Genomic DNA, 22,610 nt, shown 5'->3' on the forward strand with positions numbered 1-22,610 from the left:
TGCTTGTCTTTTCGGGCTTTCCGTGAGTGTTTGGTATCGGCGTGTAACCGAATGTACAAGGCGGGGAGTGGAAGGACGCGCCGGGCAGCCCGGCGCGGACGATCACAGATAGCGGGCGGTAAGGTGGTCGCGGAAGTAGCGGCTGTTAAGATCCTCGCCGGTGGCCTGCTGGATCAGCTGCGAGGTGGTGAAGCGGCTGCCATGCTGCCAGATATTCTGCCGCAGCCAGTCAAACAGGGCGCTGAAATCCCCTTCCGCGATATCGCGGTCTAACGTCGGCAGCGCGCGACGGGCGGCGGCCATCAGCTGCGCGGCATACATCGCCCCCAGCGTGTAGGAAGGGAAGTAGCCGAAGCCGCCGTCGGTCCAGTGAATATCCTGCATACAGCCGTCCCGGTAGTTGCCGGTGGTCGACAGTCCCAGCCAGTGCTGCATTTTCTCATCCCACAGCGACGGAATATCTTCCACCTCTATCTCGCCGTCGATCAGCGCGCGTTCAATTTCATAGCGCAGGATCACATGCGCCGGATAGCTGACCTCATCGGCATCAACGCGAATAAAGCCTGGTTTCACCCGCTGGTTCCAGGCGATGAAATTCTCCTCGCTAAAGGCCGGCCGATCGCCAAAGCGTTCGCGCACCGCCGGCAGCAGGCGTTTCAGGAAGCGCTCGCTGCGTCCCAGCTGCATTTCGAAGAACAGGCTCTGCGACTCATGGATAGCAGTAGAGCGGGCCAGTCCTACCGGCTGGTCGACCCACGGGCGAGGCAGATTCTGCTCATAGCGGGCGTGGCCGGTCTCGTGGATCACGCCGAACAGAGCGCTGAGCAGGTCGTTTTCGTTGTAGCGGGTGGTGATGCGCACATCCTGAGGGACGCCGCCGCAAAACGGGTGGGCGCTGATGTCCAGACGCCCGCCGTCAAAGTCAAAGCCGAGGATGCGCATCGCCTGCAGACCCAGTTCGCGCTGCTCAGGGATCGGGAACGGCCCCTGCGGGGCGATCAAGGTTCGCGTCGCCTGCTTATCGACCGCTTGTCGCAGCAGGGAAGGCAGCCAGGACTTGAGATCGGCAAACAGGCTGTCCAGCCGGGCGCTGGTCATATCCGGTTCGAAAATATCCAGCAGCGCGTCATAGCGTGAGCCGCCCCGGGCGTCGGCGCGGATCTGCGCTTCCTCGCGGCTCAGCCTGACCACCTCGCGCAAATTATCGGCAAAGCCAGCCCAGTCATTAGCCGGCCGCTGACTGCGCCAGGCATGTTCGCAACGGCTACCGGCCAGCGATTTGGCCTCCACCAGGCTCTCCGGCAGCAGCGCCGCCTGATCGTACTGGCGCTGCATTTCCCGCAGGTTGGCCTGTTCGAGGTCGTTGAGATCCTGCTGGCGGGCCGCCTGCAGCCATTGGCCCACTTTTTTATCGGTCAGGATCTGATGCTGTAGCACGCCGAGTTCCGCCAGCGCTTCGCCGCGGGCGGCGCTACCGCCCGGAGGCATCATGGCGAACATATCCCAGCCGGCGATGGCGGAGAGATGCGAAAAGCGCGACAGGCGCTGAAAGGTGCGGGTAAGCTGCTGATAAGGCGTATTTTCAGTCATAGTAGCGTTCGGTCCGTGACAGGTGAATGAACAGATTATCGGTATGCCTCTACACTATCCTGATACGCCTGGCGGGTCGAGCGTGGCGCGCAGAGGGCGGGGTAAAGCATTTGCCGCGTGATAGCAGGAAAAAAAGCGTGGCTCTGTGAGCAGTATTGCAGAAATCGGTAACGCATCGTGACTAAACTGTGATCGATAACGCAAGTCTGGAGGTTCGGGGGTGGTTTATGAATCCGTTCACCTGGCTGTTTATTGCCTTACTGTCCGTTGATGCCGTCAGAGAGCTGATGGGCTTGTCATCTATCATGGGCATGTGGTGAAACGTGGCCCGCAGGCCACGTCACGCGCGATTATTTGAGTCGCCGATACAGGCAAGTGCCGGTCAACAGCGCGGCAAGGAGCAGCAGCGCGATAAATCCACCGACGCCGTTCCAGCCGTAGCGATGCCAGAACACCCCGCCTAATGTCCCCGCCAGGCTTGAGCCAAGATAATAGCTGAACAGATACAGCGATGACGCCTGACCGCGCGCGCGGCGCGCGCGCGGGCCAATCCAGCTGCTGGCGACGGAATGCGCGGCGAAGAAGCCGGCGGAGAACAGCAGCATGCCGAGGAAAATAAGCCACAGGGAAGAAAAGAGCGTCATCAGCAGGCCGCAGAGCATCACGCCGGTAAAGCCGAGCATCACCGGACCGCGGCCATAGCGTACGGTCATGGCGCCCGCTTTCGGCGAGCTCCAGGTCCCGGTGAGATACGCCACCGACAGCAGACCCACCACCGCCTGGCTTAACGACCACGGCGACATCATCAGACGGTAGCCAATGTAGTTAAACAGGGTGACAAAGGCCCCCATCAGCAGGAAACCCTCGACGAATAGCAGCGGCAGGCCGCGATCGCGCCAGTGCAGGCGGAAATTAATCAGCAGCGTTTTTGGCCGCAGCGAGGTCGGGCGGAAATGGCGCGACTCGGGCAGGATTCGCCAGAACATAATCGCCGCGGCCAGGGCGAAGCCGCTGATCACCGCCAGCGCCACGCGCCAGCCGAAAAAATCGGTAAAGACCCCGGTGAGCAAGCGGCCGCTCATGCCGCCGATGGAGTTGCCGCTGATATAGAGTCCCATAGAGAAGGCCACAAAGCTGGGGTGGATCTCCTCGCTCAGGTAGGTCATACCGACCGCCGCCACGCCGCTCAGCGACAGGCCAATCAGGGCGCGCATAATCAGGATGCCGTGCCAGCTGGTCATCATGGTCGACAACAGCGAGCAGCAGGCGGCCAGCAGCAGCGCGGTGACCATCACCGGCTTGCGGCCTATGGCGTCCGACAGCGGGCCGGTAAACAGCAGGCCCACCGCCAGCATCGCCGTGGAAATGGAGAGAGAAATACTGCTGCTGGCCGGCGATACGCCGAACTCGTTCGACAGCACCGGCAGGATCGGCTGCACGCAGTAGAGCAGGGCGAAGGTGGCCAGACCGGCGGAGAACAGCGCGAGCGTGACGCGCATAAACTGCGGGGTGCCGCGCTTAATAAACGGATCCGGGCGGGATGCACCAGCGACGCTGACCTCGCCCGCCGGCACGGTGTCAACGGTTGTTGTACGACTCACAGAGAATTCCTTGGGTAGAAGTTGCTGCTTACCAACAGAGTGTTGTGACCATTCAGCTCACATTTTTAGGGTATGAAAATGTAAATATTCTGTCTAATATATTAATAATCTCAAATAAGACGTTTTAAATATGAATATCGAGTTGCGTCATTTGCGCTACTTTGTCGCCGTCGCCGAGGAGCTGCATTTTGGCCGCGCCGCGGCGCGACTGAACATCTCTCAACCGCCGTTAAGCCAGCAAATTCAGATCCTCGAGCAGCAGACCGGCGCCCGCCTGTTCGCCCGCACCAACCGCAGCGTCAGCCTGACGGCGGCGGGGAAACAGTTTCTCGCCGACAGCCGACAAATTCTCGCCCAGGTGGAGGACGCGGCCGCCCGCGCCGCCCGTCTGCACCATGGGGAAACGGGCGAACTGCGTATCGGCTTTACCTCCTCGGCCCCTTTTATCAAGGCGGTATCCGATACGCTGTCCCTGTTTCGTCAGCGCTACCCGGATGTGCATATTCTCACCCGCGAGACCAATACCCGCGAACAGATTGTCCCGCTGAGCGAGGGAGCCCTCGACCTCGGCCTGTTGCGCAATACCCAACTGCCGGACACCCTGGCGTGGCAGCGAGTGCTGCGCGAGCCGCTGCTGGCGATGGTCCCGGCGGACCATCCGCTGGCCCGCCAGCCCTCGGTCAGCCTGGCGGCGCTGGCGCGGGAGCCGTTCGTCTTTTTCGACCCGCACGTCGGTACCGGCCTGTATGACGATATCCTTGGCCTGCTGCGCCGCTACGGTCATACGCCGGTGATTGCCCAGGAGGTGGGGGAGGCGATGACCATTATTGGCCTGGTGGCCGCCGGGCTGGGGGTGTCGATCCTGCCGGCCTCCTTTCAGCGCGTGCAGCTCAGCGAAATGCGCTGGCTGCCAATTGACGAACAGGATGCGGTGTCGGAGATGTGGCTGGTGTGGTCGAAACACCATGAGCAGGGGGCGCTGGCAAAACGCTTTCGTGACACGCTGCTGGCCTGGAAAAACGAGCGCAATTGAGGCAAAAAGGGGCTGGAAATGTGCGGTAAATCACAAGGCTAAGCAAAAATTTGACGTTCACCATCGAAGTGCTTCACCATAGCCGAAAGTTTATTTCGAAGCGCGAAAATAAAGGGAGTCAATGGTGGTAGCGGATAGTCAACCAGGCCATATCGATCAAATTAAGCAGACCAATGCGGGCGCCGTCTATCGCCTGATTGATCAGCTCGGCCCGGTATCGCGTATCGACCTCTCCCGATTTGCGCAACTGGCGCCCGCCAGCATCACCAAAATTGTCCGCGAGATGCTGGAAGCGCATCTGGTGCAGGAGACCGAGATTCAGGAGCCCGGCAGCCGCGGGCGCCCGGCGGTGGGTCTGATGGTGGAAACCGAGGCCTGGCACTATCTGGCGGTGCGCATCAGCCGCGGCGAGATCCACCTTTCGCTGCGCGATTTAAGCAGCCAGCTGGTGGTGGAGGAGCAGCTGGAGCTGGCGCTTACCGACAGCACGCCGTTTCTGACGCGGATTATCGACCATATCGATCGCTTCTTTATTCGCCACCAGAAGAAGCTGGAACGCCTCACCTCCATCGCCATAACGATGCCGGGTATCATTGATACCGAAAACGGCATTATTCATCGCATGCCGTTTTATGAAGAGGTCAAAGACGTCCCGTTGGGCGAAACGCTGGCCAACCATACCGGGGTGCCGGTCTATATTCAGCATGACATTAGCGCCTGGACCATGGCGGAATCGCTGTTTGGCGCCTCGCGCGGCGCCCGGGACGTCATCCAGGTGGTGATCGATCATAACGTCGGCGCCGGGGTTATCACCGACGGACGTCTGCTGCACGCCGGCAGCAGCAGCCTCGTGGAGATCGGTCATACCCAGGTCGACCCCTATGGCAAACGCTGCTACTGCGGCAACCATGGCTGTCTGGAAACGATCGCCAGCGTGGAGAGCGTGCTGGAGCTGGCGCAGATGCGGATGGCGCAGTCGATGAGCTCGCTGCTGCATCAGCGTCCGCTGAGCGTGGAGTGGCTGTGCCAGGCGGCGCTGCAGGGCGACCTGCTGGCCCGGGACATTATCAGCGGCGTCGGTCATCACGTCGGTCGCATTCTGGCGATCATGGTCAATCTGTTTAACCCGCAGAAAATCCTGATCGGCTCGCCGTTTAACCTGGCGGCAGACATTCTTTTTCCGGCAATTTCCAGCTGCATTCGGCAACAATCACTCCCGGCCTACAGCCAGCATATCGCAGTTGAAAGCACCCAGTTCTCCAACCGCGGAACGATGGCTGGCGCGGCGCTGGTCAAGGATGCGCTCTATAACGGATCCTTACTCATACGACTGTTACAGGGTTAACATTTTTTCATAGTCACACCAAAAATTGCGCTATCTCAAGCTGACCCCCAGCGGCTTCACGTAGACTTTGCCCACTGTTGATTATTTCTCTCCCGTATATTTCATCGACAAAACTGTGGGGTTAGTGATGTTTAAGCGTTTCTTTATTACAGGTACAGACACCTCTGTCGGGAAGACAGTGGTTTCCCGTGCGCTGTTGCAGGCACTTGCTGCCAGAGGCAAAAGCGTGGCCGGGTACAAGCCTGTGGCGAAGGGCAGCAAAGAGACGCCGGACGGTTTGCGTAATAAAGACGCGCTGGTGCTGCAGAGCGTCTCCACGCTGGCGTTACCCTATGAGGCTGTCAATCCCATCGCCTTAAGCGAAGACGAAAGCAGCGTGGCGCACAGCTGCCCGATCAACTACGGTTTGCTGTCGGATGGTTTGCAGCGGCTGGCCGGGCAAGTTGAACACGTGGTGGTTGAAGGCACCGGCGGCTGGCGCAGCCTGATGAACGACCTGCGACCGCTCTCCGAATGGGTGGTACAGGAGCAGCTCCCGGTGCTGATGGTGGTGGGGATCCAGGAAGGGTGCATCAACCATGCGCTGCTGACGGCCCAGGCGATCGCCAATGACGGGCTGCCGCTGATCGGCTGGGTGGCCAACCGCATCAACCCCGGTCTGGCGCACTACGCCGAAATCATCGATGTGCTCAGCAAAAAGCTGCCGGCGCCGCTCATTGGCGAGCTACCGTATCTGCCGCGCGCCGAACAGCGTGAGCTAAGCCGCTACGTCGACTTAGACATGCTCGGCAACGTGATGGCGATAGATCGAATCCCGGCGTAACGTCCGCGACAGCACCGACGCCACCACGCAGGTGATCAGCAGGCCGGGCAGCAGCACATACTGCCCGGTCATCTCACAAATCATCAGAGTCGACATGATTGGCGCATGGGTAGTGGCGGCAAGAAACGCCGCCATGCCGGTCAGTCCCATCATCATAGCCATCTCCTGCCCCCCCGGTAGCCACAGCCCGCTGAAGCGGGCCAATAGCATGCCCATCGCCAGGCCGACAAACAGCGTGGGGGTAAACACCCCGCCCGGCGCGCCGGAGCCACTGCTGGCCAGCACTGCCAGCAGTTTGCACAGGAATACCGCCACCAGCAGCGCGCCGGGCGGCGGCAGCAGCAGATAGCTTTGCACCACGCTGTAGCCGTTGCCCCACACCGCCGGCGTGATGAGCGATAAGCCGCCGACGATCAGACCGCCCAGCGCCAGCTGCCACGGCGGCGCCAGTTTCAGCCTGACGAACCCGCGGTGGCTGTATTCCATCAGCCAGATAAACAGCGGCCCGCACAGTCCGGCCAGCAGTCCGGTGGCGAGCATCAGGCCATAGTGCAGCGCGCTGAGATCCTGCTGCAGGACGACATGGTACAACGGCGCGGCGCCGCCGTTGAGAAACTGGGTCAGCAGCAGGGCGATCACTGCCGAGATCACTACCGGCCCAAGCGAGGCCAGCATCAGCGTGCCAAACAGAATTTCAGCGATAAACAGGCTGCCGGCCAGTGGAGCATGATAGGCGCTGGCCATCCCGGCGGCGGCGCCGCAGGCGACCCACAGTTTCCATTCGGCCTGCGGCGTGAAGCGGCGGGCGAACAGCGAGGCCGCCAGCGCGGCCAGCAGGATCATGGCGCCTTCCCGGCCAATCGCGCTGCCGGTGACCACCACCAGCAGCGAGGCCAGCGACTTCACCAGGCTTGCCGGAGTATCGAAGCAACCGTCTCCGGTCTCCAGGGCTTCCATATAATCGGTGGCGGCGTGCGGGCGGGCAACGCGGCGTCGTTGCCACAGCCAGAGAAGTGCCCCTGCCGCCAGTCCCCCCAGCGCCGGGGTAATCAGCCGTCGCCACGCCGGCAGCGACTGCGCGGCGTTGACCAGGCTCCCGCTGTCGTTACCGAGAAACAGCGTTTCCAGCACCACCATGGCATGGCGAAACAGGGCCACCGCCAGGGCGGCGAGAAGGCCAATCAGCGTGGCGATCAGCAGGCGACGAAACATCACCTGCACATCTGGATAGGGATGAAGACGGTGCATCGGTCACAGCGAGATTGGGAAAACATGGACTTATTGTGATAGGGAATAAACTTATATGCAAAAGCGATAAGTGCGGGTTACGGAGAGGGGAGCCAGCAAGGAAACCGCGCCGACTCCCGGCGCGGCAAAGGGATTAGCGATAGAGCGGCTTTTCCGCCACCGCGAGGGGCAGACCTGCCTGCCACTGCGCCAGGGTCGCTTGCGCCAGCTGGCCCAGCGCCTGGTAGAAGGGGTGGGCGGCATGTTCGACAAAGACGCTCAGGAAGCGCCCGGACCACGGCAGCAGATGCCAGGCCAGCAGCTGGGCAAACAACGCCTCCTGTTCCGTTTCGCACAGCCACGCCGCCAGCAGCAGCAGGGTGCCGAAATGGTCTTCCGGCTCGTTGCGTTCGGCGTCCAGTGCGATGCCGTTCGCGCGCATCCATTCGCGCAGGGCCAGTGTGGATTCGCCGAACAGCACCGACTCTTTATCCAGCCAGACGGATCCCCATGGCGGCGCCGGCAGGGCCCACGGTCCGATAAACAGGCGCTGCCAGGCTTCCGGCAACGACTCTTCAACCGACGCGGCAAACCCCGATGCCAGCGGGGCGGCAACCGGGAAGGGCCACTGTTGCTGCCAGCTGCCGTCCTGGAAGGCGGCCACCAGCGGCGCGATTTGCGGGCTATTCGGCGCATAAGAGAACAACGCGCCCAGGGTACGGGCGCTTAAGGCGACAGCGTCGCGGTGAGGGAACGGCATCATCACTTATTCCTTTCTGCGGCGCGCGCCGGCGCCGTCTCATTAACGGGCAACCGCCATACCGACGGTCATATGGAGCCCATAAAACAGGCCGCGGCCAATACATTCCGCGATCAGGACCAGCAACAGACCGGCCAACAGCCCCGCAGCGCGCGGCGGCTGACGGCGGATCAGCGGACACAGCCAGCAGCCAAGTCCCAGCGCCAGCAGGATCAGACGTAAGGCCTGCAGTCTGCCGTAATCCGGCAGCAGGGTGGCCGCCTGCTGAACAGCGCTGTGAATGGCGCCGAGCCCGGCGCTTTGCATCACGATAATCGCGGCGCTGATGACCAGCGCGGCCACGCTCAGCCCGGCTATAAACCAGACGTTAACGTCGACTTTCGCCATTCGCAGCAGCAGGGCGGCGAACAGCGGCCCGCTGAGGAGTACCGTCAGGAAGAAGGCGCTGGTGGTGTAGCCAGTGTACCATGTCGGCACGGTATCGATTTGATAAACCCGGGTCATCGCCAGCACAAACACCAGCCCCAACAGCAGGGCGATCGCCAGCCAGACTTTCCCCAGCGCCGCCGGCATTTTTTCCAGCACGGCCAGCAGCCACCAGAATCCGCCCACGACGAAAAACAAGGCGCCGCTGGCGATTTCGTTGCTCAGCGCCGAGGCGCCGACGCGGTTCAGCGAATTAAACGCCCGCAGCGGCGAACCGAGATGCATCACTGAGGCGAGAAAACCGATCCCCATCAGCAGCCAGATAAAAAACATGCTGCGCACCAGCCGCTGCCGCGCTTCGCGCTGGTCAGCCAGCGCCAGCCAGACCAGACCGCTGATGAGGGTCGCGCCGACCACGCATTGCCCCAGTACCGTAAACAGCACCAGCGGCCATTCCTGCCATCCGCTTCCCATCTCACACCTCCTTCGGATTTGCCAGATAACCGGTGGTATCGCCACACGGCCGGGCGTTGCGGTTAGGTTTGATCGCGATGCTCGGCTGAGTGAAGTGCGCGGAGGGCAGCGGGGCCACCGCCGCCAGCTGGCCGTGCTTAGCGCGCAGTTCGGCAATGGGACCGAAATCGAGCGCCCGCAGCGGGCAGGACTCGACGCAGATCGGCTTTTTCCCCTCGGCGACGCGCTGATAACAGCCGTCGCACTTGGTCATATGGCCTTTGTCGGCGTTGTATTGCGGCGCGCCGTACGGGCAGGCCATATGACAGTAGCGGCAGCCGATGCACACCTCTTCATCCACCACCACAAAACCGTCTTCGCGCTTGTGCATCGCTCCGCTCGGGCAGACCTTGGTGCAGGCCGGATCGGCGCAGTGGTTACAGGCGATGGAGAGGTAATAGGCGAACACGTTCTGCTGCCAGACGCCGTTGTCCTCCTGCCAGTCGCCGCCGGCGTACTCATAGATGCGACGGAAGCTGACTTCCGGAGTCAGGTTCTTATAGTCCTTACAGGCCAGCTCGCAGGTTTTGCACCCGGTACAGCGAGCGGAGTCGATAAAGAATCCATATTGCGTGCTCATGGTTTACTCCTTAAACCTTCTCGATGTCGACCAGGTTGGTATGCTGCGGATTCCCTTTCGCCAGCGGCGACGGGCGATGGGTGGTCAGGGTATTCATGCAGGCGCCATGGTCAACCCGGTCCCCGGCCATATTGGCGTCGTGCCACGCGCCCTGGCCCATCGCCGACACGCCCGGCATGATGCGTGGCGTCACTTTCGCCGGCAGCCGGACTTCGCCGCGCTGGTTGAACACCCGCACCAGATCGCCGTTTTTAATCCCGCGTTTTTCCGCGTCCAGCGGGTTGATCCACACTTCCTGACGGCAGGCGGCCTGCAGCACGTCCACGTTGCCGTAGCTGGAATGGGTGCGCGCCTTATAGTGAAATCCAAACAGCTGCAGCGGATACTGGCTGCGCAGCGGATCGTCCCAGCCTTCAAATGTGGAGGCATAGACCGGCAGCGGGCTGATGACTTCGTCTTTCTCCAGCTGCCAGCGGGCGGCAATCTCGGCGAGCCGGCTGGAGTAGATCTCAATTTTGCCGGACGGGGTTTTGAGCGGATGCGCTTCAGGATCGCGGCGGAAGTCGCGATAGCCGACGAAGTGCCCGTTCGGGTCCTTGCGTTTGTAGATGCCCATTCGCTTCAGCTCATCGTAGGCCGGCAGCGCCGGATCTTTCGCCACCATTTTGGCGTACAGATGCTGCAGCCACTGCGCCTGAGTGCGTCCCTCGGTAAAACGCTGGTAGACATCGTCGCCGAGCCGTTTCGCCACTTCGCTTAAGATCCAGTAAATCGGTTTGCGTTCAAATTTCGCCGAGGTGGCGGGCTGGATGAAAATCAGATAGCCCATATTGCCGGCGTAATCGTTGGGAATAATATCTTCCTGCTCAACGGTCATCAGGTCGGGCAGCAGCAGGTCGGCGTATTTCGCCGACGAGGTCATAAAGTTGTCGATGACCACGATGGTTTCGCACTTGCTTTCGTCCTGCAGGATCTCGTGGGTCTTATTGATGTCGGAGTGCTGGTTGATGAGGGTATTGCCCGCGTAGTTCCACAGGAACTTGATCGGCACATCCAGCTTCTCTTTGCCGCGCACGCCGTCGCGGGTGGCGGTCATCTCCGGGCCTCGAGCGATGGCGTCGGTCCAGGTGAAGCAGGAGATGGCGGTTTTCACCGGGTTTTCCAGCACCGGCAGACGCTCGATGGTGATGGTGTAGGTCGATTCGCGGGCGCCGCTGTTGCCGCCGTTGATGCCGACGTTGCCGGTTAAGATCGGCAGCATGGCGATCGCCCGGGCGGAGAGCTCGCCGTTGGCCTGGCGCTGCGGCCCCCAGCCCTGGCAGATGTAGGCCGGTTTGCTCATGCCGATGTCGCGCGCCAGCTTAATGATGCGATCGGCGGGGATGCCGGTGATACGCGAAGCCCACTGCGGCGTTTTGGCGACGCCGTCGTCGCCCTCGCCGAGGATATAGGCTTTATAGTGGCCATTTGCTGGCGCCCCGGCCGGCAGCGTCTTCTCATCGTAGCCGACGCAGTATTTATCAAGGAACGGCTGATCCACCAGATTTTCGTTAATCAACACCCAGGCGATACCGGCGACCAGCGCGGCGTCTGTGCCGGGGCGAATGGGGATCCACTCATCTTCGCGACCGGCGGCGGTATCGGTGTAGCGCGGATCGATAACGATCATCCGCGCGTTGGAGCGCTCGCGGGCCTGTTCCAGATACCAGGTAATGCCGCCGCCGCTCATGCGGGTTTCCGCCGGGTTGTTGCCGAACATCACCACCAGCTTACTGTTTTCAATATCCGAGGTGCTGTTGCCGTCGTTACTGCCGTAGGTGTAGGGCATGGCGCAGGCGATCTGCGCGGTGCTGTAGGTACCGTACTGGTTAAGCGAGCCGCCGTAGCAGTTCATCAGCCGCGCCACCGGCGAAGCGGAAGGCGAGGAGCGGGTCATGTTCCCGCCGACGATTCCTGATGAGTAGTTAATGTACACGGCTTCGTTGCCATATTGCGCGACGACGCGTTTCAGACGGTCAGCAAGGGTATCCAGCGCTTCCTGCCAGCTGATACGCTCAAATTTGCCTTCTCCGCGTTTGCCGACGCGCTTCATAGGATAGTTAAGGCGATCCGGGTGGTTGATGCGCCGGCGAATCGAACGCCCGCGCAGGCAGGCGCGGACCTGATGATCGCCGTAGCGGTCGTCGCCGGTGTTATCCGTTTCCACGTAGACCACTTCATCATCACGCACGTGCAGCCGCAGGGCGCAGCGGCTGCCACAGTTGACCGAACAGGCGCCCCAGACAATCCGGGTGTTGTCGCCGGCAGCCTGCTGGACCGCCGCCGCGGCGCTGCGCAGCGTAAAGGGCAGGGGAAGCCCGCCGGCGGCCAGCGCCAGAGAACCGAGGGCTGTGGATTTAAGTAGCGCGCGTCGGGTGACGCCGCCGGAAGATTCCTGATTCGACATTGCTCACTCCATGATAGTTATGCTGGGCGGAGAAGGGCCGCCGCGTCATTAACAGACGCCGGGGTGAGCGATAATACGTTATGGGTAGCCGGCAGATCTTATCCCTGGTCAATACAGGGATAAGATCTTTCGTTTGAAAGCGAGGCGGGTTTACTGAGCGTCGTTTTCGGCGGGACTGTCGCTGTTACGGGTGTAGGTGATTTTGAAGGTGTCGTTGGCGCAATGACCCACCACCTGAGCGCCGGGCTGGTCCGCCTGGTCGTTTGGCACGATGGCCAGACTGAAGGCCGTTTCCGGTACGCCATTGTTAATGATCTTCTGTTGAATATCATTTTTGACCCGTTCACAGGAGTCGGGGGCCGCCAGCAGGGTCGTGGAGCACAGCAGCAGCGCGGCGCCTGTCCAGAGGGATAGTTTCATCTTACGCTCCTTATCGATGGTATCCAGATTTAAGCATAGCAGAACTGGTGTAAACAATTGTATTTGCTAATATGATTGGATGTACACAAAAGGAATCATCTGTGAAAAGACTGTATTGGCTAATCCCGACCGCGCTGCTGCTGACGGCGTGCGACCGCGAAAGCGCCCCGGAAGCCTTCACCCCGGAGATGGCGAGTTTTTCCAATGAGTTTGAGTTCGATCCGCTGCGCGGTCCGGTGAAGGATTTTAGCCAGACGTTACTGGACGAACACGATGTGGTGGTCAAGAAGGTGAGCGCGCAGCTGTCAAAAGAGGGATGTTTCGATCTGCTGACGCTGGAGGATGTGGAGAATAACACCGGCGCCACGCTGCTGCTGGACGCCAACTATTACGTCGATGGCCGCACCCATGAAAAGCGGCTGCGTCTGCAGGGGAAATGTCAGCTGGCGGAGATGCCCGCCACCGGCGTGAGCTGGGAAACGGATGATAACGGCTTTATTATCAGCGCCCGCGGCAAAGAGACTACCGCCACCTACCGTTACGACAGCGATGGCTATCCGCTGGGGAAAACCACCACCGCCAAAGAGGAGCGATTTACCGTCGCCTCCACGCCGTCGAAGGATCCGCGCAAGAAAATGGACTATACCGCCATCAGCACCTTCAACGACCGCACGCTGGGCACGGTGCGCCAGACCTGCGACTACGATCGCCATGACAATCCGCTGAGCTGTGAGCTGCAGGTGATCGATGAAAGCGTCCAGCCGCCGCTGACCCGCCACTACACGATTAAAAACCGCATTGATTATTACTGAGCCGTCGGCTTCAGCAGAGACGGGCCCGGCGTTTTGTGTTCCGCCAGATACTGATGCTGAAACAGACACATGCGGATGGTGTTGCGGTACTCGCCGTTAATGAAAAACTCATGGATCAGTTCACCCTCGACCATAAAGCCGAGCTTGCGGTAAATATGGATCGCTTTTTCATTCTCTTTATCCACAATCAGATACAGCTTATACAGATTGAGCACGGTAAAGCCATAGTCCATCGCCAGCCGCGCGGCGCGGGTGGCGAGGCCTTTTCCCTGGAAGTCGGGTGAGATGATGATCTGAAATTCGGCCCGGCGGTGCACATGGTTGATTTCCACCAGCTCCACCAGTCCGGCCTTATCGCCATTGCATTCGATCACAAAGCGACGCTCGCTTTGATCGTGAATATGCTTGTCGTACAGATCGGAAAGCTCAACGAAGGCTTCATAGGGCTCTTCAAACCAGTAGCGCATCACGCTGGCGTTGTTGTCGAGCTGGTGAACAAAGCGCAAATCTTCGCGCTCAAGGGGGCGGAGTCTGACGTGTAGCGCGTCGGTCATGGGAATTCCTGTGGTCAAAGCGGAAAAGAGGGGACTGAAAGGCGGCGCCCGCAGGCGCCAGCGTGCTCAGGGATTGATCGCCCGGCCGGTGCGGCGGTCAAGGCAGCGCAGGGTGTTTGGTTCCCAGTAGGCATTGACGTTGGCGCTCTTCTGGCAGTTATCCTGCGCGTCAAAGGCGACATCGGTTTTGTCCCACTCTTTTTCCGCCCGTTTGTTCACCTTCTGGCGCAGGCTGCGGGTGTCGTTCCATTGCTCTTTTTCCATCGACGCCTGCTGACGGCTTTGCGCGCTGTCGCCGGACTCAATCACCAGCCGGTCGGTGGCCGCGAACGAGCTGGAGGTATAGACGACGGCGCTTAACGCCAGAATGGCGGTCAGGCACCAGCGTTTGTTCAGTGTCATGTTCATCACGATTTCCTTTAAGTGATGGGTTAACCCTCAGGTTAAGTTTACTACAGCTCTTTTGCCGGGCATAGCCGACGAAACAGCGTAGGGAAAGGGCTATTATCGCGTAGAATAGTTCAACGCTTTGTCTCTTTTACGAATCTTTTAATGCTCAAAACAACGCTGCTGTTCTTTGCCACCGCCCTGTGTGAAATCGTCGGCTGCTATCTGCCGTGGCTATGGTTAAAGCGCGGGGCCACGCCGCTGCTGCTGATCCCCGCCGGCCTGGCGCTGGGTCTGTTCGTCTGGCTCCTGACGCTCCATCCGACCGCCAGCGGGCGGGTATATGCCGCCTACGGTGGCGTCTACGTTTGTACGGCATTGCTCTGGCTGCGGGTCGTTGATGGGGTCAAATTAACCCATTATGACTGGGCGGGCGCGGCCATCGCCCTGTGCGGCATGCTGATCATCGTGGCGGGCTGGGGACGAGCGTAAGCCCGTCTTGTGTGATCCCTGCCACTTTTTTAAACCCTAATTCTTGTATGGTAGTCGACCTGTTGCCTTACTTATCAGACATCATATTGGGTTATGACTCTGTAAGGAATCACGATGGCTATTGAGACATTTGCCCCACAGGCGGGCGCGACGCCGCTGCGCATCCGTCGGGTGCAGAAGATCACTCTGACGCTGCTGTTTATCGCCGGGATCGTTAACTTTCTTGACCGCTCTTCCCTGAGCGTCGCCGGGGAGGCGATACGCGCCGATCTGGGTCTGAGCGCCACCGAGTTCGGGGTGCTGCTCTCCGCTTTTTCGCTCTCCTATGGCTTCGCGCAACTGCCCTCGGGCATTTTGCTGGATCGCCTCGGACCGCGGGTTGTGCTGGGCGCCGGGCTGATATTCTGGTCTGCGATGCAGGCCCTGACCGGGATGGTCAATTCATTCTCGCATTTTATTCTGCTGCGCATTGGCCTCGGGATCGGTGAAGCGCCGTTTATGCCCGCCGGCGTGAAATCGATCAACGACTGGTATGCGCAAAGAGAGCGCGGCACGGCGGTGGGGATATTTAACTCCTCGACGGTGCTGGGGCAAGCCATTGCCCCGCCGGCCCTGGTCATCATGCAGCTGGCCTGGGGCTGGCGGACAATGTTTGTGGTGATTGGTTTGGCCGGTATTCTGGTCGGCCTGTGCTGGTATGTGGGATACCGTAACCGGCGGCAATTTACCCTCCAGGAGGAGGAGCAACGCTATCTGGCCAGCGAGGAGGCGGCCCGGCCGGCGCTGAAACTGAGCGAATGGCTGGCGCTGTTTAAACGGCGTACCACCTGGGGGATGATCCTCGGCTTCTCCGGGGTGAACTATACCGGCTGGCTGTATATCGCCTGGCTGCCCGGCTATTTGCAGGCTCAGCAGGGGTTAAGCCTGGCGCGCACCGGCTGGGTGGCGGCGATCCCGTTCCTCGCCGCGGCGGTGGGGATGTGGGTCAATGGTCTGGTGGTCGACGCCCTGGCGCGCAGAGGCTACGACCTGGCGAAAACCCGCAAAACGGCGATCGTTGCCGGTCTGGTGCTGTCGGCGCTGGGAACGCTGCTGGTGGTGCAATCGTCCACGCCGACCCAGGCGGTGGCGTTTATCTCCATGGCGCTGTTCTGCGTCCATTTCGCTGGCACCTCGGCCTGGGGATTGGTACAGGTGCTGGTGGCGGAGCATAAAGTGGCGTCGGTGGCGGCGATCCAGAACTTTGGCAGCTTTGTGTTTGCCTCCTTCGCGCCGATAGTCACCGGCTGGGTCGTGGATACCACCCATTCTTTCAATCTGGCGCTGGTGATCGCCGCCGGGGTGACCTTCGCCGGGGCGCTGTGCTACTTCTTTATCGTCAAAACCCGCATCGATTAACCGACCAGGAAGCAACAGGCCCGCAGGGAGGCGCGGCCTGCGCCATGCTCCATCTTCTCTTACCGCTTCGCGGCGGATTTTCTCCTGCCATCCCAGAGATTTTGTGATCGCTCGCCAGCGGCCACAACCCGGCAAAAGCTTCTTGTATGGTAGTTGACAGAAATCAAAGATGTTATACCAATTGCGTGAGATGGTTGAGGCACAAAGGCATTCTCCTCGAGAGTTCTCCCAGAGAATGGTTGATGAGCCACATAACAACGAGAGTCATCATGGAAAACACCCTCTTAACCGCTAACGCCATACAGCCGGACTACGATCGCCGTGCGCTGATCCCCCGTATCGTCCATCTGGGTTTTGGCGCGTTCCACCGCGCCCATCAGGCGGTCTACGCCGATATACTGGCCAGCGAGCACGGCAGCGACTGGGGCTACACTGAAGTCAACCTGATTGGCGGCGAGCAGCAGATCGCCGATCTCCGGCAGCAGGATCTGCTGTACACCGTGGCAGAAATGTCCGCCGACGCGTGGACCGCGCGCGTGGTCGGGGTGGTGAAGCAGGCGCTGCACGCCCAGGTCGATGGTCTCGAGGCCGTGCTTTCGGCGATGTGTGAGCCACAGGTGGCCATTGTCTCCCTGACCATTACCGAGAAAGGCTATTGCCATTCGCCAGCCAGCGGCGAGCTGCAGCTCGATCACCCGCTGATCGCCGCCGATCTCGCTAACCCGCGCCAGCCGAAATCGGCAGTGGGCGTGGTGGTGGCGGCCTTAGCGCGTCGCCGGGAGGCAGGGCTGTCGGCCTTTACCGTGATGTCCTGCGATAACATGCCGGAAAACGGTCATGTGATGCGCAACGTCGTCTGCGCCTACGCCCGGGCGCTGGACGCGGACCTCGCCGCATGGATAGAACAGAATGTCACCTTTCCGTCGACCATGGTGGACCGTATTGTCCCGGCGGTGACGGCGGAAACCCTCGATAAAATTGAACAGCTGACCGGCGTGCGCGACCCGGCTGGCGTGGCCTGCGAGCCTTTCCGCCAGTGGGTGATTGAGGATAACTTTGTCGCCGGACGTCCACAGTGGGAGAAAGCGGGGGCGGAGCTGGTCGCCGATGTGGTGCCTTTCGAAGAGATGAAGCTGAGGATGCTCAACGGCAGCCATTCGTTCCTCGCCTATCTCGGCTATCTGGCCGGTTATCAGCATATCAACGACTGTATGCAGGATGACAACTACCGCCGCGCGGCGCTGGCGCTGATGCTGGACGAGCAGGCTCCGACCTTAAAAGTGCAGGGGGTGGATCTGTCACACTATGCCAGTCTGCTGATTGACCGCTACTGCAATCCGGCGCTCAAACACCGTACCTGGCAGATTGCCATGGACGGTAGCCAGAAGCTGCCGCAGCGCATGCTGGACTCGGTACGCTGGCACCTGGCGCACCAGCATGACTTCACGCTGCTGGCGCTGGGCGTGGCGGGCTGGATGCGCTATGTCGGCGGTGTTGACGACGCCGGTCAGGCGATCGAAATTTGCGATCCGCTGCTGCCGGTGATCAAGGAGGCGGTAGCCGCCAGCGCCGATGGCGAAGCGCGCGTCAAAGCGCTGTTGGGCATTGAGGCCATCTTCGGCCGTGAGCTGCCGCAGGAAGCGCGGTTCGTTTCGGCGGTGACCCGCGCCTATGTTGCGCTGCAGCGTCAGGGGGCCAAAGCCACCGTTGCCGCATGGGCTGAGGCGCAATAATCGTTTATTCCCGGTGTCGGTCATGAGGTCGACACCGGCTCTTCTGCTGTTTCCGCACGGTTCCGCTGATATTTCTTTTTTTGCTGTCGATCGCTTTTAGCAGACTAAAAATATGATCGAACGCAATGTCCTTACATAACTCTATATTTCCCTGATTTACTAAAGATAATTAGCTGTTATTTTTCCGAATAAAGGCTGGTCATTCACCGCAAAAATGGCATAGTTAAGTTATTGAAAAATCACTTTCTCTGGAAAAGGAGTGCGGGCCATGTATAAAAAGATTTTATTGCCTGTTGATGTTTTTGAAATGGATTTAAGCGATAAGGCAGTGCGTCACGCGGAATTTCTCGCGTCGGCGGAAAATGGCGAAATCACCTTGCTCAACGTTCTGCCGAACAGCAGCCGTTCGTTATTACGCGGGTTTACGGCGGATATTCGTAAATTCGAAGCCTATATGCAGGAAGAGTCGGAGAAAAAGATGCGCGAGGTGGCGCGACTGTTCGACATACCGATGTCGCGGATCCATACCCGGGTCGTCTTTGGTAACGTGCGCGATGAAATTCTGGCTATCAGTAACAACGAAGCGTTCGATGTGATAGTGATTGGCTCCCGCAAACCGGGGATCTCCACCCATCTGCTGGGCTCCAACGCCGAATCCATTTTGCGCTACGCCAAAACGCCGGTGCTGGTGGTCAGATAATCCTTTCCATTACGACGGCTGCGTCTGCCTTATTTCGCAGCCGTCTGATCCTTACTCTTCGCTAAACCAGTCGCGATTCTCCTGGCGGATCAACAGCACGGATTCGCTGATTTCATGCAAATGAATACTCATGGCTTTCTCGACCGCCTCGGCGTCGCGTTTTTCCAGCGCGGTGAAAATTTCATGATGCTGGCGCAGCAGCATCTCCGGGGAGGAGACATGGTCGAGGCTCATGTAGCGCACGCGGTCAATAGCGGCTTTGATGTTTTCCACCGTATCCCAGGCCAGCTGACAATCGGCAATAACTGACAACTTCTGGTGAAATTCATCATCAAGCAGGAAAAAGTCGTTTAACTGCTGACGGTCGACGGCAATACGCTGCTGATGAAGATTCTGCTCCAGCTGATAGACTTGCTCATCGTTAATCATACCAGCGGCACGGCGGACCACCGCGCATTCAATCGCCTGGCGGACAAAGCAACCATTGCGCACCTGAGATAGGGAAATTTTGTTGACGTAGCTGCCGCGCTGGGGACGGATCTGGATAAGTCCATTCTCCGCCAGCTTAATAAAGGCCTCGCGCACCGGCTGACGAGATACCGCAAAACGCACGGAGACTTCTTTCTCCGACAGCGGCGTGCCAGGCGGGATCAGGCAGTGAACGATATCCCGGCGGAGGATGCGGTAAATTTGCTGATTGACGGGTTGCGTCGGATTCAGTTGCGATTCTGCGGCCATTGATGGTTACTTTTTATGGGGTTATGCGCACTATTTTACGCGTTTTTTGCGGTTCCGCCCATACCCGGCCAGCAGGCCGGGTGGCTGACGGTTAGCCCTGGCGGTGAACGCTGAGTCCGGCAAAGCTCTGGCTCACCGGCATCATCTCCAGGGTGTTGATGTTGACGTGTTTCGGCAGGGTGGCCACCCACCAGACCGCCTCGGTCACATCTTCCGGCGTCAGGGCTTCGGTGTTCTCGTAGGTTTTACCGGCTTTGGCGTCATCGCCTTTAAAGCGGACGTTCGAGAACTCGGTGCCGCCCACCAGGCCCGGCTCGATGTCGGTGACGCGCACCGCGGTGCCGTGCAGGTCGGTGCGAAGATTGAGGCTGAACTGACGGACGAAGGCTTTGGTCGCCCCATAGACGTTACCGCCGGCGTAAGGCCAGCAGCCTGCCGTGGAGCCGATGTTGATGATGTGGCCGCGATTGCGCGCCACCATGCCCGGCAGGACGGCGCGGGTCATGTACACCAGCCCTTTATTATTGGTGTCGATCATATCTTCCCAGTCTTCCACGCTGGCGCGGTGCGCCGGCTCCAGACCGAGCGCCAGACCCGCGTTGTTCACCAGCACATCGATTGCCTGCCACTCGGCGGGCAGGTCGGCAATCAGCGTCTCAATAGCGGCGCGGTTGCGAACGTCCAGTTGCGCGATATAAAGATTATCGCCCAGCTCGTCTTTCAGCGTCTTCAGGCGCTCTTCGCGACGTCCGGTCGCAATCACTTTATGACCGTTGGCGACAAAACGGCGAGTAATACTTTCACCAAAACCGGCAGTGGCGCCGGTGACCATGATAATCATCTTACTGTTCCTCAACGCTTTTTGTGTTTTCATACCATAGCACGCACAGGCGGCGACCGGTAACGGAAATCATTGCGACCCCTTAAGGAGAAGCCTAATCTTACAGGATAAGCCTGTACAGGAGAGAAAGATGTCCGAACAAAACCCCTTTTTTAGCGTCAGTCTGTTGCCTTACCAGGCGCCGCGGTTTGATCTGATTGAAGACAGTCACTATCGGCCGGCGTTTGATGAGGGCGTCCGGCAGCAGCGCGAGGAGATCCGCGCCATTATCGACAATCCGCAGCCGGCCAGTTTCGCCAATACGCTCGAGGCGCTGGAGCAGAGCGGACAGCTGCTGGCGCGGGTGACGCGGGTCTTTTTCGCCATGGCCAGCGCCCATACCAACCCTTATCTGCAATCACTGGATGAACAATTTTCCGCCGAGCTCGCCGGGCTGGGGAATGACATCTGGCTCAACGAGGCTTTATTCCAGCGTGTGAACAGCGTCTACGAGCAGCGCGAGACGCTCTCGCTTGACGGCGAATCCCGGCGTCTTCTGACCCTGACATGGCAACGCTTTGTTCACGCCGGGGCAACGCTGGCCCCGGCGCAGAAGGCGGTGCTGCGCGCCCTGAACACCGAAGCGGCCACTTTGCAAAGTCAGTTCCAGCAGCGGCTGCTGGGGGCGGCGAAAAGCGGTGGCCTGGTGGTCGATGACCGGCATCAACTGGATGGCCTGACCGATGAGGAGATAGCGGCTGCGGCCGACGCGGCGCGCGAAAAAGGGCTCGGCGATCGCTGGCTGCTGACGCTGACCAACACCACCCAGCAGCCGCAGCTGCTTGCGCTGCGCGACCGGCAAACGCGGGAGAATCTCTTCGCCGCCGGCTGGACGCGCAATCAACAGGGCGATGAGCATGATACCCGTAGTCTGGTGCTGCGGCTGGCGGCGATCCGCGCGCAGCAGGCGGAACTGCTGGGGGCGGCAAATTACGCCAGCTGGGCGCTGACCGATCAAATGGCGGCTTCTCCGGCGGAGGCATTGGGCTTTATGCGTCAGATTGCGCCGGCGGGGCGGGCGAGGGCGGAACGTGAGCTGGCGGACATCCAGCAGGTGATCGACAACGAAGGCGGGGAGTTTCGCGCGCAGGCATGGGACTGGCTTTACTACAGCGAGCAGGTGCGTCGGGCTGCCTATGCCATTGATGACGCGCAGCTCAAACCCTATTTTGCCCTCGAGCGCGTGCTGCAGGACGGCGTCTTCTGGACGGCATCGCAGCTCTTTGGGCTCCGCTTCGTGGAACGCTTTGACATCCCGGTGTACCACCCGGATGTGCGGGTTTGGGAGATCTTCGACCACAATGGCGAAGGGATGGCGCTGTTTTACGGTGATTATTTCGCGCGCGATTCAAAGAGCGGCGGCGCCTGGATGGACGTGTTTGTCGAACAGTCGACTCTGCGGGAGCAGCGCCCGGTTATCTACAACGTCTGCAATTATGCCCGGCCGCAGAGCGGACAGAGCGCGCTGTTGTCATGGGATGAGGTGATCACCCTGTTCCATGAGTTTGGCCACGCCCTGCACGGGCTGTTCGCCAGCCAGCGCTATGCCAGCCTCTCCGGGACCAATACCCCGCGGGATTTTGTCGAGTTTCCGTCGCAAATCTTCGAACACTGGGCCAGCCATCCGCAGGTATTCGCCCACTATGCGAAGCACTATCGCTCCGGAGAGCCGATGCCGGAGGCGCTGCGCGACAATATGTTGCGTGCGGCAACCTTCAATAAAGGGTACGACATGAGCGAGCTGCTAGCCGCCGCGCTGCTCGATATGCGCTGGCATACGCTGTCGACCACCGCGTTTCCGGACGAGGTGGATGCATTTGAGCAGAGGGTACTCCGGGAAGAACACCTCGATCTGGCGGCCGTTCCCCCGCGCTATCGCAGCAGCTACTTCTCCCATATCTTCGGCGGCGGCTATGCGGCAGGCTATTACGCCTATCTGTGGACCCAGATGCTGGCCGACGATGGCTATCAGTGGTTCGTGGAGCAGGGCGGTTTGACCCGTGAGAACGGTCAGCGCTTCCGGGAAGCGATTTTATCTCGCGGCAATAGCGCTGATTTAGCTGAACTGTATCGCCAGTGGCGCGGACACGATCCAAAGATTGAGCCGATGCTGAAAAATCGCGGGTTGAGCGCATAGGCCATCGGGCGGTGC

22 protein-coding genes are annotated in these 22,610 nt (G+C 60.1%); 10 read left to right on the plus strand and 12 right to left on the minus strand.

The window, feature by feature from the left end:
• Positions 1 to 102 precede the first annotated feature (102 nt).
• Positions 103 to 1,590 (minus strand): carboxypeptidase M32, encoded by a 1,488-nt coding sequence (locus tag QLG03_RS21985; RefSeq protein ID WP_023289544.1) that lies wholly within the window; start codon positions 1,588 to 1,590, stop codon positions 103 to 105.
• Between the two features lie 227 nt (positions 1,591 to 1,817).
• Here QLG03_RS21985 and QLG03_RS21990 point away from each other — a divergent pair, with 227 nt between their 5' ends.
• Positions 1,818 to 1,910: a hypothetical protein gene (locus tag QLG03_RS21990; RefSeq protein ID WP_004206050.1), complete on the plus strand. Its 93-nt coding sequence runs from the start codon at positions 1,818 to 1,820 to the stop codon at positions 1,908 to 1,910.
• Positions 1,911 to 1,940: 30 nt separating this feature from the next.
• Here QLG03_RS21990 and QLG03_RS21995 read toward each other — a convergent pair whose 3' ends face one another.
• Positions 1,941 to 3,191, minus strand: coding sequence for an MFS transporter (locus QLG03_RS21995; protein WP_023289545.1), 1,251 nt, complete (start codon positions 3,189 to 3,191; stop codon positions 1,941 to 1,943).
• A gap of 130 nt (positions 3,192 to 3,321) precedes the next feature.
• Here QLG03_RS21995 and QLG03_RS22000 point away from each other — a divergent pair, with 130 nt between their 5' ends.
• From QLG03_RS22000 to bioD, 3 genes are all read left to right on the plus strand, one after another.
• The gene (locus tag QLG03_RS22000) at positions 3,322 to 4,224 is read left to right on the plus strand and encodes a LysR family transcriptional regulator (protein ID WP_023289546.1); all 903 of its coding nucleotides are present in this window, start codon (positions 3,322 to 3,324) and stop codon (positions 4,222 to 4,224) included.
• Positions 4,225 to 4,348: 124 nt separating this feature from the next.
• Positions 4,349 to 5,569 (plus strand): sugar metabolism global transcriptional regulator Mlc, encoded by a 1,221-nt coding sequence (gene mlc, locus QLG03_RS22005; protein WP_048298665.1) that lies wholly within the window; start codon positions 4,349 to 4,351, stop codon positions 5,567 to 5,569.
• A 127-nt stretch (positions 5,570 to 5,696) separates the two neighbouring features.
• On the plus strand, positions 5,697 to 6,392 hold the full coding sequence (bioD, locus tag QLG03_RS22010; RefSeq protein ID WP_023289548.1) for a dethiobiotin synthase: 696 nt from the start codon (positions 5,697 to 5,699) through the stop codon (positions 6,390 to 6,392).
• Here bioD and clcB read toward each other — a convergent pair.
• The 6 genes from clcB to QLG03_RS22040 all read right to left on the minus strand — a co-directional run bounded on the left by clcB (position 6,345) and on the right by QLG03_RS22040 (position 12,764).
• Complete coding sequence (gene clcB / locus QLG03_RS22015) at positions 6,345 to 7,640, minus strand: voltage-gated ClC-type chloride channel ClcB (protein WP_023289549.1); 1,296 nt, start codon at positions 7,638 to 7,640, stop codon at positions 6,345 to 6,347. The genes bioD and clcB overlap by 48 nt on opposite strands.
• A 133-nt stretch (positions 7,641 to 7,773) precedes the next feature.
• Positions 7,774 to 8,382 carry a Tat proofreading chaperone DmsD gene (dmsD, locus tag QLG03_RS22020; RefSeq protein ID WP_023289550.1) on the minus strand — a complete coding sequence of 203 codons (609 nt, stop codon included), beginning with the start codon at positions 8,380 to 8,382 and terminating at the stop codon, positions 7,774 to 7,776.
• A gap of 39 nt (positions 8,383 to 8,421) precedes the next feature.
• Positions 8,422 to 9,279 carry a DmsC/YnfH family molybdoenzyme membrane anchor subunit gene (locus QLG03_RS22025; protein ID WP_023289551.1) on the minus strand — a complete coding sequence of 286 codons (858 nt, stop codon included), beginning with the start codon at positions 9,277 to 9,279 and terminating at the stop codon, positions 8,422 to 8,424.
• A 1-nt stretch (position 9,280) separates the two neighbouring features.
• Complete coding sequence (locus QLG03_RS22030) at positions 9,281 to 9,898, minus strand: DMSO/selenate family reductase complex B subunit (protein WP_032452738.1); 618 nt, start codon at positions 9,896 to 9,898, stop codon at positions 9,281 to 9,283.
• A 10-nt stretch (positions 9,899 to 9,908) separates the two neighbouring features.
• Entirely contained in the window at positions 9,909 to 12,344 is a 2,436-nt protein-coding gene (ynfE, locus tag QLG03_RS22035; protein WP_255987478.1) for a selenate/tellurate reductase subunit YnfE, read from the minus strand.
• Between the two features lie 150 nt (positions 12,345 to 12,494).
• A complete protein-coding gene (locus tag QLG03_RS22040) occupies positions 12,495 to 12,764 on the minus strand; it encodes a DUF1161 domain-containing protein (RefSeq protein ID WP_255987480.1) in 270 nt (89 codons plus the stop codon).
• Between the two features lie 101 nt (positions 12,765 to 12,865).
• Between QLG03_RS22040 and QLG03_RS22045 the strand changes: the two genes are divergently transcribed.
• The gene (locus QLG03_RS22045; protein WP_023289554.1) at positions 12,866 to 13,576 is read left to right on the plus strand and encodes a YnfC family lipoprotein; all 711 of its coding nucleotides are present in this window, start codon (positions 12,866 to 12,868) and stop codon (positions 13,574 to 13,576) included.
• Here the strand turns inward: QLG03_RS22045 and speG are convergent.
• Positions 13,570 to 14,130, minus strand: a complete 561-nt coding sequence (gene speG, locus QLG03_RS22050) for a spermidine N1-acetyltransferase (protein ID WP_004206037.1) — start codon at positions 14,128 to 14,130, stop codon at positions 13,570 to 13,572. The two genes, QLG03_RS22045 and speG, sit on opposite strands and share 7 nt — an antisense overlap.
• Positions 14,131 to 14,196: 66 nt before the next feature.
• Positions 14,197 to 14,538: a DUF1283 family protein gene (locus QLG03_RS22055; RefSeq protein WP_004206035.1), complete on the minus strand. Its 342-nt coding sequence runs from the start codon at positions 14,536 to 14,538 to the stop codon at positions 14,197 to 14,199.
• Positions 14,539 to 14,646: 108 nt separating this feature from the next.
• Here QLG03_RS22055 and QLG03_RS22060 point away from each other — a divergent pair, with 108 nt between their 5' ends.
• The 4 genes from QLG03_RS22060 (at position 14,647) to QLG03_RS22075 (ending at position 18,840) form a co-directional block, all read left to right on the plus strand.
• The gene (locus QLG03_RS22060) at positions 14,647 to 15,009 is read left to right on the plus strand and encodes a YnfA family protein (protein WP_072140454.1); all 363 of its coding nucleotides are present in this window, start codon (positions 14,647 to 14,649) and stop codon (positions 15,007 to 15,009) included.
• Between the two features lie 114 nt (positions 15,010 to 15,123).
• Positions 15,124 to 16,407 (plus strand): MFS transporter, encoded by a 1,284-nt coding sequence (locus QLG03_RS22065; protein WP_023289556.1) that lies wholly within the window; start codon positions 15,124 to 15,126, stop codon positions 16,405 to 16,407.
• A 269-nt stretch (positions 16,408 to 16,676) separates the two neighbouring features.
• Positions 16,677 to 18,140 (plus strand): fructuronate reductase, encoded by a 1,464-nt coding sequence (locus QLG03_RS22070; RefSeq protein ID WP_104467046.1) that lies wholly within the window; start codon positions 16,677 to 16,679, stop codon positions 18,138 to 18,140.
• A gap of 268 nt (positions 18,141 to 18,408) precedes the next feature.
• The gene (locus QLG03_RS22075; RefSeq protein WP_048334875.1) at positions 18,409 to 18,840 is read left to right on the plus strand and encodes a universal stress protein; all 432 of its coding nucleotides are present in this window, start codon (positions 18,409 to 18,411) and stop codon (positions 18,838 to 18,840) included.
• A gap of 51 nt (positions 18,841 to 18,891) precedes the next feature.
• Here QLG03_RS22075 and QLG03_RS22080 read toward each other — a convergent pair whose 3' ends face one another.
• Together QLG03_RS22080 and ydfG are read right to left on the minus strand one after the other, a co-directional pair.
• Positions 18,892 to 19,578 (minus strand): GntR family transcriptional regulator, encoded by a 687-nt coding sequence (locus tag QLG03_RS22080; RefSeq protein WP_004206025.1) that lies wholly within the window; start codon positions 19,576 to 19,578, stop codon positions 18,892 to 18,894.
• A gap of 91 nt (positions 19,579 to 19,669) precedes the next feature.
• Entirely contained in the window at positions 19,670 to 20,419 is a 750-nt protein-coding gene (ydfG, locus tag QLG03_RS22085; RefSeq protein WP_023289559.1) for a bifunctional NADP-dependent 3-hydroxy acid dehydrogenase/3-hydroxypropionate dehydrogenase YdfG, read from the minus strand.
• 130 nt (positions 20,420 to 20,549) lie between these two features.
• Here ydfG and dcp point away from each other — a divergent pair, with 130 nt between their 5' ends.
• Positions 20,550 to 22,595 (plus strand): peptidyl-dipeptidase Dcp, encoded by a 2,046-nt coding sequence (dcp, locus tag QLG03_RS22090; protein WP_255987482.1) that lies wholly within the window; start codon positions 20,550 to 20,552, stop codon positions 22,593 to 22,595.
• Positions 22,596 to 22,610: the final 15 nt, after the last annotated feature.

The sequence above is a fragment of the Klebsiella sp. V115_8 genome (assembly GCF_029967715.1).
GTDB lineage: Bacteria > Pseudomonadota > Gammaproteobacteria > Enterobacterales > Enterobacteriaceae > Klebsiella > Klebsiella quasipneumoniae.

Bases quoted from the DNA above. Each gene is read 5' to 3' on its own strand.
- QLG03_RS21985 (WP_023289544.1), bottom strand. From the start codon at position 1,590: ATGACTGAAAATACGCCTTATCAGCAGCTTACCCGCACCTTTCAGCGC.
- QLG03_RS21990 (WP_004206050.1), top strand. From the start codon at position 1,818: ATGAATCCGTTCACCTGGCTGTTTATTGCCTTACTGTCCGTTGATGCC.
- QLG03_RS22000 (WP_023289546.1), top strand. From the start codon at position 3,322: ATGAATATCGAGTTGCGTCATTTGCGCTACTTTGTCGCCGTCGCCGAG.
- bioD (WP_023289548.1), top strand. From the start codon at position 5,697: ATGTTTAAGCGTTTCTTTATTACAGGTACAGACACCTCTGTCGGGAAG.
- clcB (WP_023289549.1), bottom strand. From the start codon at position 7,640: ATGCACCGTCTTCATCCCTATCCAGATGTGCAGGTGATGTTTCGTCGC.
- dmsD (WP_023289550.1), bottom strand. From the start codon at position 8,382: ATGATGCCGTTCCCTCACCGCGACGCTGTCGCCTTAAGCGCCCGTACC.
- QLG03_RS22025 (WP_023289551.1), bottom strand. From the start codon at position 9,279: ATGGGAAGCGGATGGCAGGAATGGCCGCTGGTGCTGTTTACGGTACTG.
- QLG03_RS22030 (WP_032452738.1), bottom strand. From the start codon at position 9,898: ATGAGCACGCAATATGGATTCTTTATCGACTCCGCTCGCTGTACCGGG.
- ynfE (WP_255987478.1), bottom strand. From the start codon at position 12,344: ATGTCGAATCAGGAATCTTCCGGCGGCGTCACCCGACGCGCGCTACTT.
- QLG03_RS22040 (WP_255987480.1), bottom strand. From the start codon at position 12,764: ATGAAACTATCCCTCTGGACAGGCGCCGCGCTGCTGCTGTGCTCCACG.
- speG (WP_004206037.1), bottom strand. From the start codon at position 14,130: ATGACCGACGCGCTACACGTCAGACTCCGCCCCCTTGAGCGCGAAGAT.
- QLG03_RS22055 (WP_004206035.1), bottom strand. From the start codon at position 14,538: ATGAACATGACACTGAACAAACGCTGGTGCCTGACCGCCATTCTGGCG.
- QLG03_RS22065 (WP_023289556.1), top strand. From the start codon at position 15,124: ATGGCTATTGAGACATTTGCCCCACAGGCGGGCGCGACGCCGCTGCGC.
- QLG03_RS22070 (WP_104467046.1), top strand. From the start codon at position 16,677: ATGGAAAACACCCTCTTAACCGCTAACGCCATACAGCCGGACTACGAT.
- QLG03_RS22075 (WP_048334875.1), top strand. From the start codon at position 18,409: ATGTATAAAAAGATTTTATTGCCTGTTGATGTTTTTGAAATGGATTTA.
- QLG03_RS22080 (WP_004206025.1), bottom strand. From the start codon at position 19,578: ATGGCCGCAGAATCGCAACTGAATCCGACGCAACCCGTCAATCAGCAA.
- ydfG (WP_023289559.1), bottom strand. From the start codon at position 20,419: ATGATTATCATGGTCACCGGCGCCACTGCCGGTTTTGGTGAAAGTATT.
- dcp (WP_255987482.1), top strand. From the start codon at position 20,550: ATGTCCGAACAAAACCCCTTTTTTAGCGTCAGTCTGTTGCCTTACCAG.